Below are 14,962 nucleotides of genomic sequence, written 5' to 3' on the forward strand. Positions count from 1 at the left end.
TTGCTTCCTTTCCCTGTTGTCAGGGCGTCACTCAGACCTTACTTTGTCCGGTTCAGGCTGCATTGCCGGCCCGGGTAGCCGGGCAGAGCGCTGGCCTCCTGGCGACAGGCCAGCCGCTTGGCCTGCTGCAGCCTCACCCTCAGGTTGGCGCTATCGATTGGCCGCCACTCCATCTGCTGGCCAAGCCAGCTGGCCCAGGCAAATTCGACGAAATAGACCTGCCCATCCTTGCTGAAATAGCCGGCATCCTGCAGCAGACCCGCCAGGGTGCGGTACGGGTAGTCCGGCAGCTGATCGATACGGGTCGGCAGCTGTTCCGGGGTCAGTGGCTGCCCTTTTTCATCCTTGAGCCAGGCCCAGTGGTTGTTCTGCATCTGGCTCCAGAAGTTGGCCCGATCCTGCAGGCGGGCGATCACCTTGACCCGAACCTGCTTCACCCCCTGCTGCCACAGCGCCTTGGTCAGGTGATGCCTGTCCACCAGCCAGTAACCGCCATCCGGGGCGATCACCACGGGGATCTCTTTCTTTTTCATCAAGTTGTCGAGCTGCTTTGCACTCTTGCCCGCCAGCTTGCGCTGGATTGCATCGACCTGGAGCTGGCCCACACCGCCCTGGGTCGGGTGCAGCGCGGCTATCCCCGCCTCGCACCAGGATCCTACGGCGGTGCCACCCTGGCACGGCGCCAGCGCCCAAGCGCTCGAACTCAGGGCGCAGACCAGCAATAACCATGATTTCATCGTCCCACACTCCTCAATCACGCGCTCATGCCGGCCACCAGATGAAGGAGGGATGCAACCCCGAGCATGTGAGTCACACGCTGGCGGTCTGAGCTGCAAACGGGATATCATGATTTCCCATCTGCCGGCGATAGTTTCTCGTCGAGTTTTCTCCCTGCTTCACACTATTTGAAGGATCCGACCCATGAAAGGATGGAGCCCACTGTTGGCCCTGCTGGGCTGCGCCGCTGTCCAGGCGGCCGACATTCCCGCCGGCACCGAACTTGCGACCGAACAGGTGGTGGTTCGTCACCTGAAAGATGAACCTGCCAGCCTGAGCCCGCTCAAACTGGTCGGCCTGCCCGAGCTGCAGGTTTTGCGGGATCTGTTCGAGGGGCTCTTGACCCAGGGGCCGGACGGGAAGCCGGTACCGGGGGTCGCCGCGCGCTGGGAAAACCGGGACAACCAGACCTTTACCTTCCACCTGCGGCCCGATGCCCGCTGGTCCAACGGCGATCCGGTCAAGGCCGGTGACTTCGTCTACGGCTGGCGCAAGCTGGTCGACCCGAAAGAGGCGGCCACCTTCGCCTGGTTCGCCCAGCTGGCCCGCTTTGACAAGGTGGACGAGATCCTGGCCGGCACGCTGCCCCCAGACGAGCTGGGGGTGAAGGCCCTTGATGACCGCACCCTGCAGGTAACCCTCTCCCAGCCCGTACCCTATTTCCTGAGCCTGCTGACCCATCCCAGCCTGTCACCGCTCCACCAGGCCAGCATGGCGCAATATGGCGAGCAGTGGACCCAGCCCGGCAAGCTGGTGGGCAACGGCGCCTTCGTGCTCGGCAAGCGGGTGGTCAACGAGAAGCTGGAACTGACCCCCAACCCCTATTACTGGGACCGAGCCCATACGGTGCTGACCAGGGTCATCTTCATGCCCATCAATCAGGAGAGCACGGCAACCAATCGTTATCTGGCTGGCGATCTGCACATCACCGAATCCTTCCCCAAGGAGCAGTACGCCAGGCTGATGGCGCAGATCCCGGGTGAGGTCTACACCCCGGAGCAGCTGGGGACCTACTACTACGCCTTTAACACCCGCAAGCCTCCCCTCGACGATGTGCGAGTGCGCAAGGCGCTCTCCTACGCCATCGATCGCGGCCTGATTGCCGACAAGGTGCTCGGCACCGGGGAAAAACCGGCCTACCACTTCACCCCGGACGTGACGGCGAGCTTCACCCCCAAGGACAATCTGCTCTCGCAAAGCAGCCAGCAGGCGCTGGATGACAAGGCAAAGGCCCTGATCAAGGAGGCCGGTTACGGCCCGGACAAGCCGCTCAAGCTGACCCTGCTCTACAACACGGCGGAGATCCACAAGAAGATGGCACTGGCCATCGCCAGCATGTGGAAGCAGAAGCTGGAGGTACAGGTCGAACTCACCAACCAGGAGTGGAAGACCTATCTCGACAGTCGCCAGAGTGGCCAGTTCGAGGTGATCCGCTCCTCCTGGGTCGCCGACTACAACGACCCTTCCGCCTTCCTCGGCCTGTGGGGCTCGGGCCACAGCGGCAACATGGCCGGGTTCGCCAATGCGGACTATGACAGACTGCTGGCCAAGGCGGCCAAGACCCGGGTCACGGCAGCGCGCAGCCAGCTGTTCGACAAGGCGGAGGCTATCTTGCAGGAGCAGGCCCCCATCGCCCCCATCTACCAGTACACCAACGCTAGGCTGATCAAGCCCTGGCTCAAGGGATATCCCATCAACAACCCGGAAGATGTGGCCTACAGCCGCCAGCTCTATCTGATCAAGCACTGATCCAGCCATGCACAGCGAGGGCCGCACCGGGCGGCCCTCGCTTATTGATACTGTTCACTCCCGATTTTTAGGCATAGAATGCCGCCTTTCCTGTTAATCCCCTTCCTGTCACTCCGGTTTGCCATGCATTATCTGTTACTGCTGCCCCTGCTGTGGACCCTGTCAGCCCAGGCCCAGAGCGATACCGAATCCCAATGCCAGCAGGAGTTTGTCGAGTGGATGCTGCACCAGCAGCAGTTGTTCAGCAATCGCAAGTCAGACAAGATAGAGCGGCGCCGGGCCGAGCGCGCCATCGATCTCGCCCGCCAGGATTACGAGAAACTAGCCAGCTTCTGCAAAACCATGCAACTCGTCCGCGGTTATCAGGATGAAGACCCACGCCTCAAACCGAGAGCCGGAGAGGTCCACGATTTCACCCCCGCCAGCTAATACCCGTTTCTTTTGCCTGCAAGCGGGTCTGTTCATTGACCCAGGCCAAAGTTGACCCCTATGATGCCCCTAGAATAGTTAGCTAAACAGCGCAGATAAAACACTACTTTATCAATAAGTTAACTACACTCGGAGCGACCCATGAGCCAACCCGTTCAGGAAGGGGAGATCCACTTCCCCGACAACATTGCGCTGATCTCGACCACGGATCCCGCCAGCTATATCACCTACGCCAACCAGCACTTTTGTGACGTGGCCGGGTACACGGTGGAGGAGATGGAGGGAGTCCCCCACAACCTGGTGCGCCACCCCGACATGCCCAAGGCTGCCTTTGCCGACATGTGGCAACGGCTGCGCCAGGGCAAAAGCTGGATGGGACTGGTCAAAAACCGCACCAAGCAGGGCCGGTTTTACTGGGTGAATGCCTATGTCACCCCGATCCTCAACGCCAATGGGGAGACCATTGAGTACCAGTCGGTTCGTACCAAACCGGCGCAGGCCGAGGTTGCCTGGGCAGAGCGGCTGTATCGCCAGCTGCGCACCGGCAAGACGCTTCCCTGGCTGAGCCGGATACAGATCGAACCCGGCCAGATCATGCTTGGTCTCACCACCACTGCCCTGCTCGCCACCCTGGCTACCGCCGTCACCAGCAATCCGTTCTGGCTATGCCCGCTTTTGGCGTCGTTACTGGCACTGGCCGGCTATGGCTGGCATCTGCAGCGTCGCCTCGGCCATCTGCAGACACTGGCTGGTGATGCCCAGGGCACCCGGCTCTGCCAGGTACTTTACACCCGGCGTCGGGACTCTCTGGCCATCATAGAGCTGGCCCTTAAGATGAAACAGGCGGAGCTGAAAGCCGTGGTCGGGCGCTCTGCCGATACCAACCAGCAGATCCTGCAGGCGGCGGAGGATGACAGGGGCAATATCCAGACCATTGACACCCACCTGCAGCAACAGCGTGCCCAGAGTGAACAGATGGCCAGCGCCATCACGGAGTTGAGCCACTCGATCCGGGACGTCGCCCACAGTGCCCAGGAGGCAAGCGAGCTGGTAGCCGAGGTGCAGCAAGTCTCCACCGAAGGTCGGCAGGCGCTGGCCACCACCCGGGATGCCGTCAATCAGTTGCATCGGGAGCTGGACGCCAACCACGCCGTGCTGGCGCAACTGACCCATGACAGCCAGAAGATCAGCGGCATCCTGGAGGTGATCGGCCAGATCGCCGATCAGACCAACCTGCTCGCCCTCAACGCAGCCATCGAGGCGGCCCGCGCCGGGGAACAGGGGCGCGGTTTTGCCGTGGTGGCCGACGAGGTCCGAGCCCTGGCCCAGAAGACCCGCGCCTCCACCGGCGAGATCCACCAGATGATCCAGGCGCTGCAACAGACCACCAGCCAGCTCTCGGACGGCATGACCCAGGGGGCACAAACCTCGGAGCGCTGCCAGCAGCATGCCGGCACCACGGCCGATGTGCTGGATCGGATCAACCGTATGCTGGGTCAGGTGACGCGCACCAGCGACGAAATAGCCCAGGCCGTGAGCCAGCAGGCGGATGTGACATCGACCCTGGATCAGGGGGTGCACCAGATCCACCAGCTGGCCAGCCATACCGCCGACAACAGCAAACAGGCCCTCGACGGCATCACCCTGCTGGTGGAGCGGTTGCAGGATCTCTCCCGTCTGATCAACCAGTTCAGGCATTGAGGCTATTCGTCAGGCATAAAAAAAGCGCGTCCATGGACGCGCTTTCTCTTTGAGCCACTCGCAGACCGAGGGTTACTCGGCGGCATCTGCGTCGGCAAACTCCGGCACCTTGGCCATGGCATCCAGCACCACCTGGGTATCGGCTCCCGGCCGGCAGGCATTCTCGCTGAGATGGCGACGCCAGGCGCGAGCCCCCGGCATGTTCTGGAACAGACCCAGCATGTGACGGGTCATGTGGGAGAGGTAGTTACCCTTGGCCAGCTCCTGCTCCATGTAGGGCAGCATCATGCGCACCACCTCGTGGCGGCTTGGCACCTCGCCCGCCAGGCCAAACACCCGGTTGTCCACCTGCGCCAGAATATAAGGGTTCTGGTAAGCCTCGCGTCCCATCATGACACCATCCACATGCTGCAGATGCTCAAGGGTCTGCTCCATGGAGGTCACGCCACCATTGATGGCGATGGTCAACTCGGGATACTCCTGCTTGAGTCGATAGACACGGGGGTAGTCGAGGGGCGGGATCTCGCGGTTCTCCCGCGGACTCAGGCCACTCAGCCATGCCTTGCGGGCGTGCACGATGAAGGTGTCACAGCCGGCGTCGCGCACCTGCTCGATGAAGGCCTGCAAAAATTCGTAGGAGTCCTGATCGTCGATGCCGATGCGGGTTTTCACCGTCACCGGAATATCCACCACGTCACGCATCGCCTTGACGCAGTCGGCCACCAGGGCGGGCTCGCCCATCAGGCAGGCGCCGAAGCGGCCGTTCTGTACCCGATCGGAGGGGCAGCCAACGTTGATGTTCACCTCGTCATAGCCGCGCTCTTGGGCCAGCTTGGCACAGTGGGCGAGATCGGCCGGATTGCTGCCTCCCAGTTGCAGGGAGATGGGGTGCTCCTGCTCGCTGTAGCCCAGATAATCTCCCTTGCCGTGGATGATGGCGCCCGTGGTCACCATTTCGGTATAGAGCAAGGTCTGACGGCTCATCAGTCGATGAAAATAACGGCAATGCCGATCGGTCCAGTCCAGCATGGGGGCGATGGAAAAACGCTGCGCCTGCATAAGAATTATCCGGGTTGGCTTAACAAAGGGGCGGATATTATCACAACGTGAAGCAGCCCCAGAAAATGAATTTTGTCGCCGCGCCATGCGGGGCCCTGTGATAGTATCCGCCTAATAGAAAGGGTATTTGCGCGATCATGAATCAAGACCAACTTTTACAACGGGCCGAACGACTCTGTATACAAAGAGGGATCCGCTTCACCCCGACACGTCGCCAGGTGTTTCGCCTGCTGGCGGCCCACGGCAATGCCATCAGCGCCTACGACCTGCTGGCCCAGCTGCAACAGACGGAAGCCAATGCCAAGCCCCCCACCGTCTACCGGGCACTCGATTTTCTGCTCGAACAGGGGTTTGCCCACAAGGTGGAGTCGCTCAACGCCTTTATCTTCTGCTGTCACTTCGATCACGCCCATCCGATGCAGTTGCTCATCTGCGACCAGTGCGGGGATGTGGTGGAGCTGCATGATGCGGCCATCGACAGCGCGTTTTCAGAGCAGGCCCACCAGCATGGCTTTACTATTACCAATAAGACAATTGAGGCACATGGCCAATGTGCCCGCTGTACGCCCACTGTAGGAAGTCATCATGAAGGCTGATTTTGTAAACCCGTTCCTGCTCTCTTTGCTCAATGTGCTCTCGACCATGGCACAGCTGGAACTCAAACCGGGCAAACCGAAACGCAAGATGGATGAACTGGCCCGTGGCGATGTTTCCGGCCTCATCGGCATGGTGGGTCCGCAGACCCGCGGTTCCCTCTCCATCAGCTTCGAGAAGGGGCTGGCGCTGGAGATCATGCGCCGCATGCTGGGTGAAGCCCCTGCCAACATCAACGAGGAAGTGACCGACATGGTGGGCGAGATCACCAACATGGTCACCGGTGGCGCCAAGCGCATGCTGGGTGAGAAGGGTTACGAGTTCGACATGGCCACCCCCATCATCGTCTCGGGCCCCAACCACACCATCTCCCACCGCGCCGACGGCACCAAGATTATGATGCCATTCGAATCCGAATATGGCCGTGCCACCATCGAAATCTGCTTCGAGTAACCTCTATGTGGAAAGCACTGAAATGGATTTTCATCTGCTGGGCCCTGCTGCTGATCCTCTCCGATATCCAGATCAGCACCTCGCTCTACAAGTACGAGGATAACCGGGTGGTGATCAACTTCCCCCGCTGGCAGGCCCAAAAACCCTGGGGCACTTTCGAGTGGCATGCCGGACGGGTGGCGGCCCACTGGTATGGCATGGATGGCAAGCCCGAAACGGGCCCGAGGATCTGACCCTCCCAACCGGTCAGGTTCAAAAACCAGACAACAAAAAGGCCAGCTGATGCTGGCCTTTTTGTTTATTTCAGTGGCGAGATTCAGGCAGCTTCGGCAGCCAGCTTCTCGCTCGGGCGCACCACCATGCCTACCACACAGGCCAGCAGGGTCGGCATCAACCAGGCCAGGCCCTTGTCGAACAGCGGCAGGAAGGCGAAGGCATCCATCTTCATGCCGGCAGCACCCAGACCATCCAGGCAGCCGAACAGGAAGGCGACGATCAGCACACCGCGGAACACCAGGCGGGGACGACCGAAGTAACCTTTCAGGAAAGTGACCAGCACCAGGGCCACGGCCACCGGATAGATGGCAACCAGTACCGGGATGGAGAGGCTGATGAGCTGGCTCAGACCCACGTTGGCCACCACAGCGCAGATGGCTCCCAGCAACACCACCAGTTTCTTGTAAGCCATACCGGTCAGGTTATGGAAGAAATCGGAGCAGGCGGAGATGAGGCCGACCGCAGTGGTGAAACACGCCAGAGTGATGATGGCTGCCAGAATGAACTGACCCGGCTGGCCGAACAGGCTCAGCACGTAGGCGTTGACGATGGCGCCGCCGTTGCTGACGTCAGTCGCCACGCCCGCAGCGGTATTACCCAGCTGGAACAGGGAGACATACACCACGGACAGACCCACGGCCGAGATCAGGCCGGCGATCGCCAGATACTTGAACTGACCCTGATAGTCATTGATGCCCTTCTGGCGCAGCAGATCCACGATCAGCGCACCAAACATCAGGGAAGCCAGGGTATCCATGGTGTTGTAACCTTCCAGGATCCCCTTCACGAAGGGGCTGTTCTGGTAGTCACCGGTCGCATCCGGCATGGCGCCTTGCGGGGCGACAAAGACACCGATAGCCAGCGCCAGCAGCAGCACCATCAGCACCGGAGTCAGGAACTTGCCGATGGCATCCATCAGCTTGCCCTGGTTCAGGGAAACCACGATGGCCAGCCCGAAGAAGATCACGGTATAGGCGGCAAGGCCGGCCTGACCCATGTCACCGATGAAAGGCTTGAGACCCATCTCGTAGGCTACCAGGCCAGTACGGGGTGCGGCAAAGGCCGGACCAATGATGATGTAGATGGCGACGGCCAGCGCGGTCGCCACGCCGGCAGGCAGCAGCTTGGTCATGCCGGCCCAACCGTTGCCGGCCTTGGCCACGGCAATGATGGTGATGAGTGGCAGACCGACCGCGGTCACCAGGAAGCCCAGCATCGCCAGAGAGAGATGCTCACCGGCCATGTAACCGGCCAACGGCGGGAAGATGATATTACCGGCGCCCAGATAGAAGGCGAAGGTCATAAACCCCAATCCGAGTACATCGGACAATGTGAGTGATTTCGTCAAGTTCAACCTCGTCTGTCTTGTAACTTATTGCTTGTTATAGTTTTTATCGGTCGCTGACCGGGTGTGTTCAGGTGGGTAAAAAAAAGAGCGCCGCGTGTTTTTTCATCACAACCAGTGATTTTCGCTGGTCTGGAGCGGGCGCTCGATCTGCAACCAGCATAATGGCGTGAAAAAATAGTTCAAGACGAAATTTACATCTTCAAATAGAAGGGGCTGGTCAGTTGGATGTATCTGTCGGAATAGGTTCCATCAGCAGAATGGATCACAATTTCACCCCTGTCACACCTGTTTAATCCTCTGCCAAGCCGCAATAAAACACGATTTGCCTCTTTTCCAGCCCTGGTGATAACAGCTGTATAACAAACGGCATGCAGATCATAATCTGCCGAAATGCATAAAATTTCATCCGCCATGGCGGTCGGCACAATCAGCGCCAATTCACCGGAAGGCGCCAGCAGACGGTTGCTTGCTGCCAGCAATCCATGGCTGTCGAGGGCGCCGGTATGACGGGCCAGCGCCCGCGCCGGATCGCTGAATGCCTGGCCTGCCACGAAGTAGGGGGGGTTCGAGACGATGAGATCATAAGGCGCTGCCTGATACTCCTGAATGGCGCTCTCAATGACCTTGATGCGCGCCGCCCAGGGGGAGGCAGTCACATTGTCCCTGGCCTGGTTCACCGCATTATTATCCAGCTCGACCGCATCGATGACACAGTCAGATCTGCTGCGCTGGGCCAGCATCAGTGCGATCAGACCGCTGCCGGTCCCGATATCCAGCACCCGGCGGACGTTGGCGACCGGGGCCCAGGCTCCCAGCAAGATGCCGTCCGTACCGACTTTCATGGCACAGCGGTCATGATCGACATGGAACTGCTTGAAGGTAAATCCGCGGCTACGCCCCATCTGGCCCCCGTCATCCGAAAAAATGGTGGGGGATTATAACGGCTAACCCACTCTCGCCATAGGAGCCGACGAGATAATCGCCTATAATCTGCCGTTTCCTTAAATGACCGAGTATTGCCATGAGCCAGTCCTTTGATGATTTCGACCTGCATCCCGCCCTCAACCGGGCCTTGGCCGAGATGGGATTCACCCGCCCCACCACCATCCAGCAGATGGTGCTGGAGCCAGCCCTGGACGGCCGCGATATTCTGGCATCCGCACCAACCGGCACCGGCAAGACGGCTTCATTCCTGCTGCCGGCACTCCAGCACCTGCTGGACTTCCCGCGCCGCAAGCCTGGCCCCTGCCGCATGCTGGTGCTGACCCCGACCCGTGAACTGGCCCTGCAGGTGACCGCCCACGCCAAGGCGCTGGCGGCCCACACCAACCTCAGCATCGAAACCATCATCGGCGGCGTCAGCCATGAAGAGCAGCTGCCCGCCCTGACCAAGACCACCGACATCGTCGTCGCCACCCCGGGCCGCCTGCTCGAGTACATCGAGAAAGAGGAGTTCGAGAGCCACGACATCGAAGTACTGGTGCTGGACGAAGCGGATCGCATGCTGGATATGGGCTTCATCAAGGATGTGAACCGCATCGTGGAAGAGGCGCGCTATCGCAAGCACACCATGCTGTTCTCCGCCACCCTGGAAGGGGCTGGCCTTGAGAAGTTCGCGAGCGAGATCCTCAAGGATCCGGTAGAGCTGCATGCCGAACCGCCGCGCAGCGAGCGTCGTCCCATCACCCAGTGGATCCATCTGGCCGACGACGCCACTCACAAGCTGGCCCTGCTGGTGCATATCCTGAAAAACCCGGAAACCCAGAAGGCCATCATCTTCGTCAAGACTCGTGAGCGGCTGGCGGAGCTCTCCGGCCAGCTGCAGGCAGCGGGAGTCTCCTGCGCCTGGATCCGCGGCGAGATGGAGCAGAGCAAGCGCATCGAGTCGATCCGCAAGTTCCATGAAGGGGAAGTGCCCTTCCTCATCGCCACCGACGTGGCCGCCCGTGGCATCGACCTGCCAAACGTCAGCCATGTCATCAACTACGACATGCCCTACGGCGCCGATGTCTACGTCCACCGTATCGGCCGTACCGGCCGCGCCGGCAACCGTGGCTGTGCCATTAGCCTGGTAGAAGCCCACGACATGGCCATGGTCGCCAAGATCGAGCGCTACACCGAGGAGCGCCTCAAGCGTCGGGTGATCGATGAGCTACGCCCCAAGCACAAAGAGGCGCGGGTGCCGGTGAAGAAGAAAAAGCCGGTCGACAAGAAGAAGTCCGCCAAGAAGAAAAAGAAGAAGTGATCGCCTAGCGATAAAGAGAAGGGCCATCCCGCGGGATGGCCCTTCTGCATAATACATCACCTTGACTGACGGTCAGACTGCGACTTTGCGCATCCCGATATGGGGTATATCGTCTTCGAGATAGCCCTCCCCTTCCGCCACAAAACCGTGCTGGCCATAGAAGCCCTGCAGATGGGCCTGTGCCCCCAGCCAGATGCTGTGGGCCGGCCAGCGCACCTCGCACGCCTTCACTGCCTCTCCGATCAGCTGATGGCCAAGGCCATCGCCCCTTGCCCTCGGCGACGTAACGACCCGGCCGATGGCGGCGCCGCTGTCATCCCCGATCCCGGGTGCAATGACCCGGGCATAGGCTGCCAGCAGATCCCCGCGATAACCGAGCAGGTGCCACACTCCCTCGCGGCGATCCAATCCATCCAAATCCTGGAAGGGGCAGGTCTGCTCCACCACGAACACCTCAGCGCGCAGGGCCAGCAACTCGTACAACTCGTCAGTGGTCAGTTCAGACCAGGGCTTCAGGATCCAGTTCATCGGCGACTCCATCTCGATTCGAACGGCCAGCATAATCCGGGCACGGCCAGCCGGCATTAACCTTTGTTAATTGCTTTCAGCCGTTTGCGAATGCGGCTCAGGCTGATGGGGGTGATGCCGAGGTAGGCGGCGATCTGGTGATCGGGCACCCTGGCCTCCAGCGCGGGAAAACTGCGCAGAAAGTGCTGATAGCGGGCCTGAGGGCTCTCGGTCAGGAGCAGCAGCTCCTTCTCCTCCTTGATGCGCAGCTGCACCGCCAGCAGATGCCGGTACCAGGCGGGCCAGCAGGAGAGAGTACGCAGATCGGCCAGATTGAACAGCAAGAGCCGACAGGGCTCCAACGCCTCCACGCTGTAGCGGGCCGGCTCACCGCTCAGCAGGTGGTGAAAGTCGAGAAACTCGTCCCCCTCCCAGTAGAACTCCTTGATGTACTCGCGGCCATCCGCCAGCACCACTCGGGCACGCAGCAGCCCCTGTTCCACCCTGACCAGCAGATCCGGGTTGTCCCCTGCATGCCAGAGGTAGTTTTTGGTGGCAAGCGTCAGCGAGCGGGCAAAAGAGAGGAGGCGCGCGGCCTCCTGCTCATTCATGACCTGCTCCCAGCGAAAGGGAGGTCTGTCCATCATGTCAGGCACGGCGCTGACGCACGGCTTCGAACAGGCAGACGCCGGTAGCTACAGAGACGTTGAGGCTCGATACCGCCCCTGCCATCGGGATGCTCACCAGCTCGTCGCAATGTTCGCGGGTGAGGCGACGCATGCCCTTGCCTTCGGCCCCCATCACCAGCGCCATCGGGCCGGTCAGCTTGGCCTGATAGAGGTCGTGATCCGCCTCACCGGCGGTGCCGACCAGCCAGACGCCACGCTCCTGCAGCTCGCGCAGGCTGCGGGCCAGGTTGGTGACCTGAATGAGCGGCACCACTTCGGCGGCGCCACAGGCGACCTTGCGCACGATCGGGGTCAGCCCGGTGGCCTTGTCGCGCGGCACGATCACCGCGTGCACCCCGGCCGCATCGGCACTGCGCAGGCAGGCGCCGAGGTTGTGCGGATCGGTCACCCCGTCCAGCACCAGCAGGAAGGGGGCGGTCTCTTGCACCGCCAAGCCGTCCAGCAGGCTGGCCAAATCGTGTTCGGCCAGCTTGGGCGCCTCCTTCACCCGGGCCATGATGCCCTGGTGATTGTTGCCCTCTGCCTTGTCATCAAGGGTCTTGCGGTTCACGCTCTGCACCTTGAGGCCGAGCGCATCCAGCTCGGCCAGCAGGGGCTGCAGCCGCTCATCATCGCGGCCCTTGAGGGCCCACACCTCGATGAAGCGCTCGGGGGTGCGCTCCAGCAGCGCGGATACAGCGTGAATGCCGTAGATCAGTTCAGTACTCATTTAGTGCTCTTGGCCTTGTCGCGAGCCTTCTTGCCCGGTCGTCTGTTGCTGGGTTTGGCACGGCCGCCCTTGGCGGGTTTGCCGTTATCCTTGCCCTCTTTCTCTTTGCGCTTTTCGTGGCGCTCGGCGCTCTTGGCCTTCTCCTTCTTGATCTCGGCCATCTTGCGCACCGCCTGCTTGGCGTTCTTGCCGGTGATCTTGAGGGGCTCTTCCACCATCACGAAGTCGATCTTGCGATCGTCCAGGTTCACGCCCATCACCTTGACCCGCACCTTGTCACCCAGACGGTAGCGGCGGCGGAAGTTCTCGCCGATCAGCTGCTGGTGCAGCGGGTCGAACTGGTAGTAGTCGTTGGTGAGGGTACTGACGTGCACCAGACCGTCGATGTGGATCTCGGCCAGACGCACGAAGAAGCCAAAGCCGGTGACGCTGGCGATGACGCCGTCGAACTCGTCACCCACGTGATCCAGCATGTACTCGCACTTGAGCCAGTCTGCCACGTCGCGAGTGGCGTCATCGGCACGGCGCTCGGTCATGGAGCAGTGCTCGCCCATCGGGTCCACTTCTTCCAGCTGGTAGTGGTAGCCACCGCTCGGAGTCCACTTGTGGCGCAGGTTGGCCTGCTGCTCCTTGGCGGTCTGATACTTGATCGCGCGGTGCAGAATGAGGTCGGGGTAGCGACGGATCGGCGAGGTGAAGTGAGCGTAGGACTTCAAGGCCAGACCGAAGTGACCTATGTTGTCGGCCTGATAGATGGCCTGACGCATGGAGCGCAGCAGCATGGTGGAGAGCAGCTCCGCATCCGGACGCCCCTCGAACTTGGCAGCTAACTCGGCAAAGTCCTTCGGCTCGGGCTCCAGGCCTCCCTTGAGCTCCAGGCCCAGCTCGGCCAGGAAGTCGCGGAAGCCGGTCAGGCGCTCCTCGCCCGGGCGGTCGTGCACCCGGAACAGGGCGGCAGCCTCGTTCTTCTCGATGTAGCGGGCGGCGGCCACGTTCGCCTGGATCATGCACTCTTCGATGATCTTGTGGGCGTCGTTGCGCACCAGCGGCACGATGCGGTCGATCTTGCGCTGGGCGTTGAAGATGAAGCGGGTCTCTTCGCTCTCGAACTCCACCGCACCGCGCTGATGGCGGGCATGCTTGAGCGCCTTGTAGAGGTTGTTGAGCTCCTCGATGTGACCCACCAGCGGCTCGTACTGCTGGCGCAACTTGGGATCGCCATCCAGGATCGCCGCCACCTTGGTGTAGGTCATGCGGGCGTGGGAGTTCATCACCGCTTCGTAGAACTTGTAGCCGGACATGCGGCCAGCGGCGGAGATGGTCATCTCGCACACCATGCAGAGCCTATCTACCTGTGGGTTGAGCGAGCAGAGGCCATTGGAGAGTACCTCCGGCAGCATGGGCACCACAAACTCGGGGAAGTAGACCGAGTTGCCGCGCTGGTAGGCCTCGGTGTCGAGGGCCGTGCCCGGCTTCACGTAGGCGGAAACGTCGGCGATAGCGACCCACAGGCGCCAGCCACCGCCGCGCTTGGCTTCACAGAAGACGGCATCATCGAAGTCGCGGGCATCTTCCCCGTCGATGGTGACCAGCGGCAGGGCGCGCAGATCGATGCGCCCCTCTTTGGCCTTCTCCGGCACCTCTTCACCCAGACCGGCGACCTCTTTGGTCACCTCTTCCGGCCAGGTGTGGGGAATGCCGTGGGTACGCAGGGCGATCTCGATCTCCATGCCGGGGGCCATGTTCTCACCCAGCACTTCCAATACGGTACCGACCGCGTTGAAACGGGCGGTGGCGCGCTGGTTGATGCGCACGACCACGACCTGGCTCTGACGCGCGCCCTTGTTCTCCCCTTCCGGGATGATGATGTCCTGGCCGATGCGGCTGTCGTCGGGTACCACGAAACCGACGCCGTTCTCGACGAAGTAACGGCCGACGATGTCCGCCTCGCGGGCCTTGAGCAGGCGCACCAGACGCGCCTCCTGACGGCCCTTGCGGTCAATCTCGGTTGGCTGCACCAAGGCGTAGTCGCCGTGCATCAGGCGCTGCATCTCGCGATTGTTCAGGAACAGATCCGGACCACCACCTTCCGGACGCAGAAAACCGAAGCCATCCTTGTGGCCGAGCACATAGCCTTTGACCAGATTCAGGCGATCCGGCAGGGCGTAACATTGGTTGCGGGTGAATACCAGTTGCCCGTCGCGCTCCATGGCGCGCAGGCGACGACGCAAGGCTTCCAACGGCTCTTCATCGGTCAGCTTGAGGACCTTGGCCAACTCTTCACGGGACATGGGCTTTTCATGGCCCTTGATGAGGTCAAGAATCAGCTCTCGGCTGGCGATGGGATTCTCGTATTTTTCGGCCTCGCGTTCGAGGAAAGGATCTTTTTGAGACATAAGCAGGCCTTAGGATTGGTGGTAACGGTG

General features: G+C 61.2%; 15 protein-coding genes. 7 read left to right on the forward strand and 8 right to left on the reverse strand.

What is annotated here, in order from left to right; translation table 11 throughout:
* Positions 1-38: 38 nt before the first annotated feature.
* The gene (locus I6L37_RS01185) at positions 39-737 is read right to left on the reverse strand and encodes a ParB-like protein (protein WP_026457282.1); all 699 of its coding nucleotides are present in this window, start codon (positions 735-737) and stop codon (positions 39-41) included.
* A gap of 184 nt (positions 738-921) precedes the next feature.
* Between I6L37_RS01185 and I6L37_RS01190 the strand changes: the two genes are divergently transcribed.
* From I6L37_RS01190 to I6L37_RS01200, 3 genes are all read left to right on the forward strand, one after another.
* Complete coding sequence (locus tag I6L37_RS01190; RefSeq protein WP_216993076.1) at positions 922-2,526, forward strand: ABC transporter substrate-binding protein; 1,605 nt, start codon at positions 922-924, stop codon at positions 2,524-2,526.
* A gap of 123 nt (positions 2,527-2,649) precedes the next feature.
* Positions 2,650-2,955, forward strand: coding sequence for a hypothetical protein (locus I6L37_RS01195; RefSeq protein WP_216993077.1), 306 nt, complete (start codon positions 2,650-2,652; stop codon positions 2,953-2,955).
* 141 nt (positions 2,956-3,096) lie between these two features.
* Positions 3,097-4,656: a PAS domain-containing methyl-accepting chemotaxis protein gene (locus tag I6L37_RS01200; protein WP_216993078.1), complete on the forward strand. Its 1,560-nt coding sequence runs from the start codon at positions 3,097-3,099 to the stop codon at positions 4,654-4,656.
* Between the two features lie 72 nt (positions 4,657-4,728).
* Here the strand turns inward: I6L37_RS01200 and dusA are convergent, their stop codons facing one another.
* Positions 4,729-5,715 carry a tRNA dihydrouridine(20/20a) synthase DusA gene (gene dusA / locus I6L37_RS01205; protein WP_026457365.1) on the reverse strand — a complete coding sequence of 329 codons (987 nt, stop codon included), beginning with the start codon at positions 5,713-5,715 and terminating at the stop codon, positions 4,729-4,731.
* Between the two features lie 137 nt (positions 5,716-5,852).
* On the opposite strand from dusA, the gene zur reads away from it, so the two are divergent.
* Genes zur through I6L37_RS01220 form a run of 3 tightly spaced genes read left to right on the forward strand, consistent with a single transcriptional unit; the run spans position 5,853 to position 6,995 of the window.
* Positions 5,853-6,311 carry a zinc uptake transcriptional repressor Zur gene (gene zur, locus I6L37_RS01210; RefSeq protein ID WP_026457366.1) on the forward strand — a complete coding sequence of 153 codons (459 nt, stop codon included), beginning with the start codon at positions 5,853-5,855 and terminating at the stop codon, positions 6,309-6,311.
* A complete protein-coding gene (locus I6L37_RS01215) occupies positions 6,301-6,762 on the forward strand; it encodes a chemotaxis protein CheX (RefSeq protein ID WP_026457367.1) in 462 nt (153 codons plus the stop codon). Before zur ends, I6L37_RS01215 begins: the two co-directional genes overlap by 11 nt.
* 5 nt (positions 6,763-6,767) lie before the next feature.
* Positions 6,768-6,995: a hypothetical protein gene (locus I6L37_RS01220; protein WP_042026626.1), complete on the forward strand. Its 228-nt coding sequence runs from the start codon at positions 6,768-6,770 to the stop codon at positions 6,993-6,995.
* An 83-nt stretch (positions 6,996-7,078) separates the two neighbouring features.
* On the opposite strand, the gene brnQ is transcribed toward I6L37_RS01220, so the two are convergent.
* Together brnQ and I6L37_RS01230 are read right to left on the reverse strand one after the other, a co-directional pair.
* Entirely contained in the window at positions 7,079-8,341 is a 1,263-nt protein-coding gene (gene brnQ / locus I6L37_RS01225; protein ID WP_234923496.1) for a branched-chain amino acid transport system II carrier protein, read from the reverse strand.
* A 236-nt stretch (positions 8,342-8,577) separates the two neighbouring features.
* Positions 8,578-9,288 (reverse strand): tRNA1(Val) (adenine(37)-N6)-methyltransferase, encoded by a 711-nt coding sequence (locus I6L37_RS01230; protein ID WP_216993079.1) that lies wholly within the window; start codon positions 9,286-9,288, stop codon positions 8,578-8,580.
* A gap of 119 nt (positions 9,289-9,407) precedes the next feature.
* On the opposite strand from I6L37_RS01230, the gene srmB reads away from it, so the two are divergent.
* On the forward strand, positions 9,408-10,631 hold the full coding sequence (srmB, locus tag I6L37_RS01235) for an ATP-dependent RNA helicase SrmB (protein ID WP_216993080.1): 1,224 nt from the start codon (positions 9,408-9,410) through the stop codon (positions 10,629-10,631).
* Positions 10,632-10,703: 72 nt separating this feature from the next.
* Here srmB and I6L37_RS01240 read toward each other — a convergent pair whose 3' ends face one another.
* The 4 genes from I6L37_RS01240 to rnr are packed head-to-tail and all read right to left on the reverse strand — an operon-like array spanning position 10,704 to position 14,932.
* The gene (locus I6L37_RS01240) at positions 10,704-11,159 is read right to left on the reverse strand and encodes a GNAT family N-acetyltransferase (protein WP_216993081.1); all 456 of its coding nucleotides are present in this window, start codon (positions 11,157-11,159) and stop codon (positions 10,704-10,706) included.
* A 56-nt stretch (positions 11,160-11,215) separates the two neighbouring features.
* Positions 11,216-11,782, reverse strand: coding sequence for a Crp/Fnr family transcriptional regulator (locus I6L37_RS01245; protein ID WP_216994103.1), 567 nt, complete (start codon positions 11,780-11,782; stop codon positions 11,216-11,218).
* Positions 11,783-11,786: 4 nt separating this feature from the next.
* The gene (gene rlmB, locus I6L37_RS01250; protein ID WP_216993082.1) at positions 11,787-12,536 is read right to left on the reverse strand and encodes a 23S rRNA (guanosine(2251)-2'-O)-methyltransferase RlmB; all 750 of its coding nucleotides are present in this window, start codon (positions 12,534-12,536) and stop codon (positions 11,787-11,789) included.
* Positions 12,533-14,932 (reverse strand): ribonuclease R, encoded by a 2,400-nt coding sequence (rnr, locus tag I6L37_RS01255; protein ID WP_216993083.1) that lies wholly within the window; start codon positions 14,930-14,932, stop codon positions 12,533-12,535. Before rnr ends, rlmB begins: the two co-directional genes overlap by 4 nt.
* Positions 14,933-14,962: the final 30 nt, after the last annotated feature.

This window comes from Aeromonas sp. FDAARGOS 1407 (genome assembly GCF_019048725.1).
GTDB classification, from domain to species: Bacteria; Pseudomonadota; Gammaproteobacteria; order Enterobacterales; family Aeromonadaceae; genus Aeromonas; species Aeromonas enteropelogenes.

Bases quoted from the DNA above. Each gene is read 5' to 3' on its own strand.
- I6L37_RS01185 (WP_026457282.1), bottom strand. From the start codon at position 737: ATGAAATCATGGTTATTGCTGGTCTGCGCCCTGAGTTCGAGCGCTTGG.
- I6L37_RS01190 (WP_216993076.1), top strand. From the start codon at position 922: ATGAAAGGATGGAGCCCACTGTTGGCCCTGCTGGGCTGCGCCGCTGTC.
- I6L37_RS01195 (WP_216993077.1), top strand. From the start codon at position 2,650: ATGCATTATCTGTTACTGCTGCCCCTGCTGTGGACCCTGTCAGCCCAG.
- I6L37_RS01200 (WP_216993078.1), top strand. From the start codon at position 3,097: ATGAGCCAACCCGTTCAGGAAGGGGAGATCCACTTCCCCGACAACATT.
- dusA (WP_026457365.1), bottom strand. From the start codon at position 5,715: ATGCAGGCGCAGCGTTTTTCCATCGCCCCCATGCTGGACTGGACCGAT.
- zur (WP_026457366.1), top strand. From the start codon at position 5,853: ATGAATCAAGACCAACTTTTACAACGGGCCGAACGACTCTGTATACAA.
- I6L37_RS01215 (WP_026457367.1), top strand. From the start codon at position 6,301: ATGAAGGCTGATTTTGTAAACCCGTTCCTGCTCTCTTTGCTCAATGTG.
- I6L37_RS01220 (WP_042026626.1), top strand. From the start codon at position 6,768: ATGTGGAAAGCACTGAAATGGATTTTCATCTGCTGGGCCCTGCTGCTG.
- brnQ (WP_234923496.1), bottom strand. From the start codon at position 8,341: ATGACCTTCGCCTTCTATCTGGGCGCCGGTAATATCATCTTCCCGCCG.
- I6L37_RS01230 (WP_216993079.1), bottom strand. From the start codon at position 9,288: ATGGGGCGTAGCCGCGGATTTACCTTCAAGCAGTTCCATGTCGATCAT.
- srmB (WP_216993080.1), top strand. From the start codon at position 9,408: ATGAGCCAGTCCTTTGATGATTTCGACCTGCATCCCGCCCTCAACCGG.
- I6L37_RS01240 (WP_216993081.1), bottom strand. From the start codon at position 11,159: ATGAACTGGATCCTGAAGCCCTGGTCTGAACTGACCACTGACGAGTTG.
- I6L37_RS01245 (WP_216994103.1), bottom strand. From the start codon at position 11,782: ATGGACAGACCTCCCTTTCGCTGGGAGCAGGTCATGAATGAGCAGGAG.
- rlmB (WP_216993082.1), bottom strand. From the start codon at position 12,536: ATGAGTACTGAACTGATCTACGGCATTCACGCTGTATCCGCGCTGCTG.
- rnr (WP_216993083.1), bottom strand. From the start codon at position 14,932: ATGTCTCAAAAAGATCCTTTCCTCGAACGCGAGGCCGAAAAATACGAG.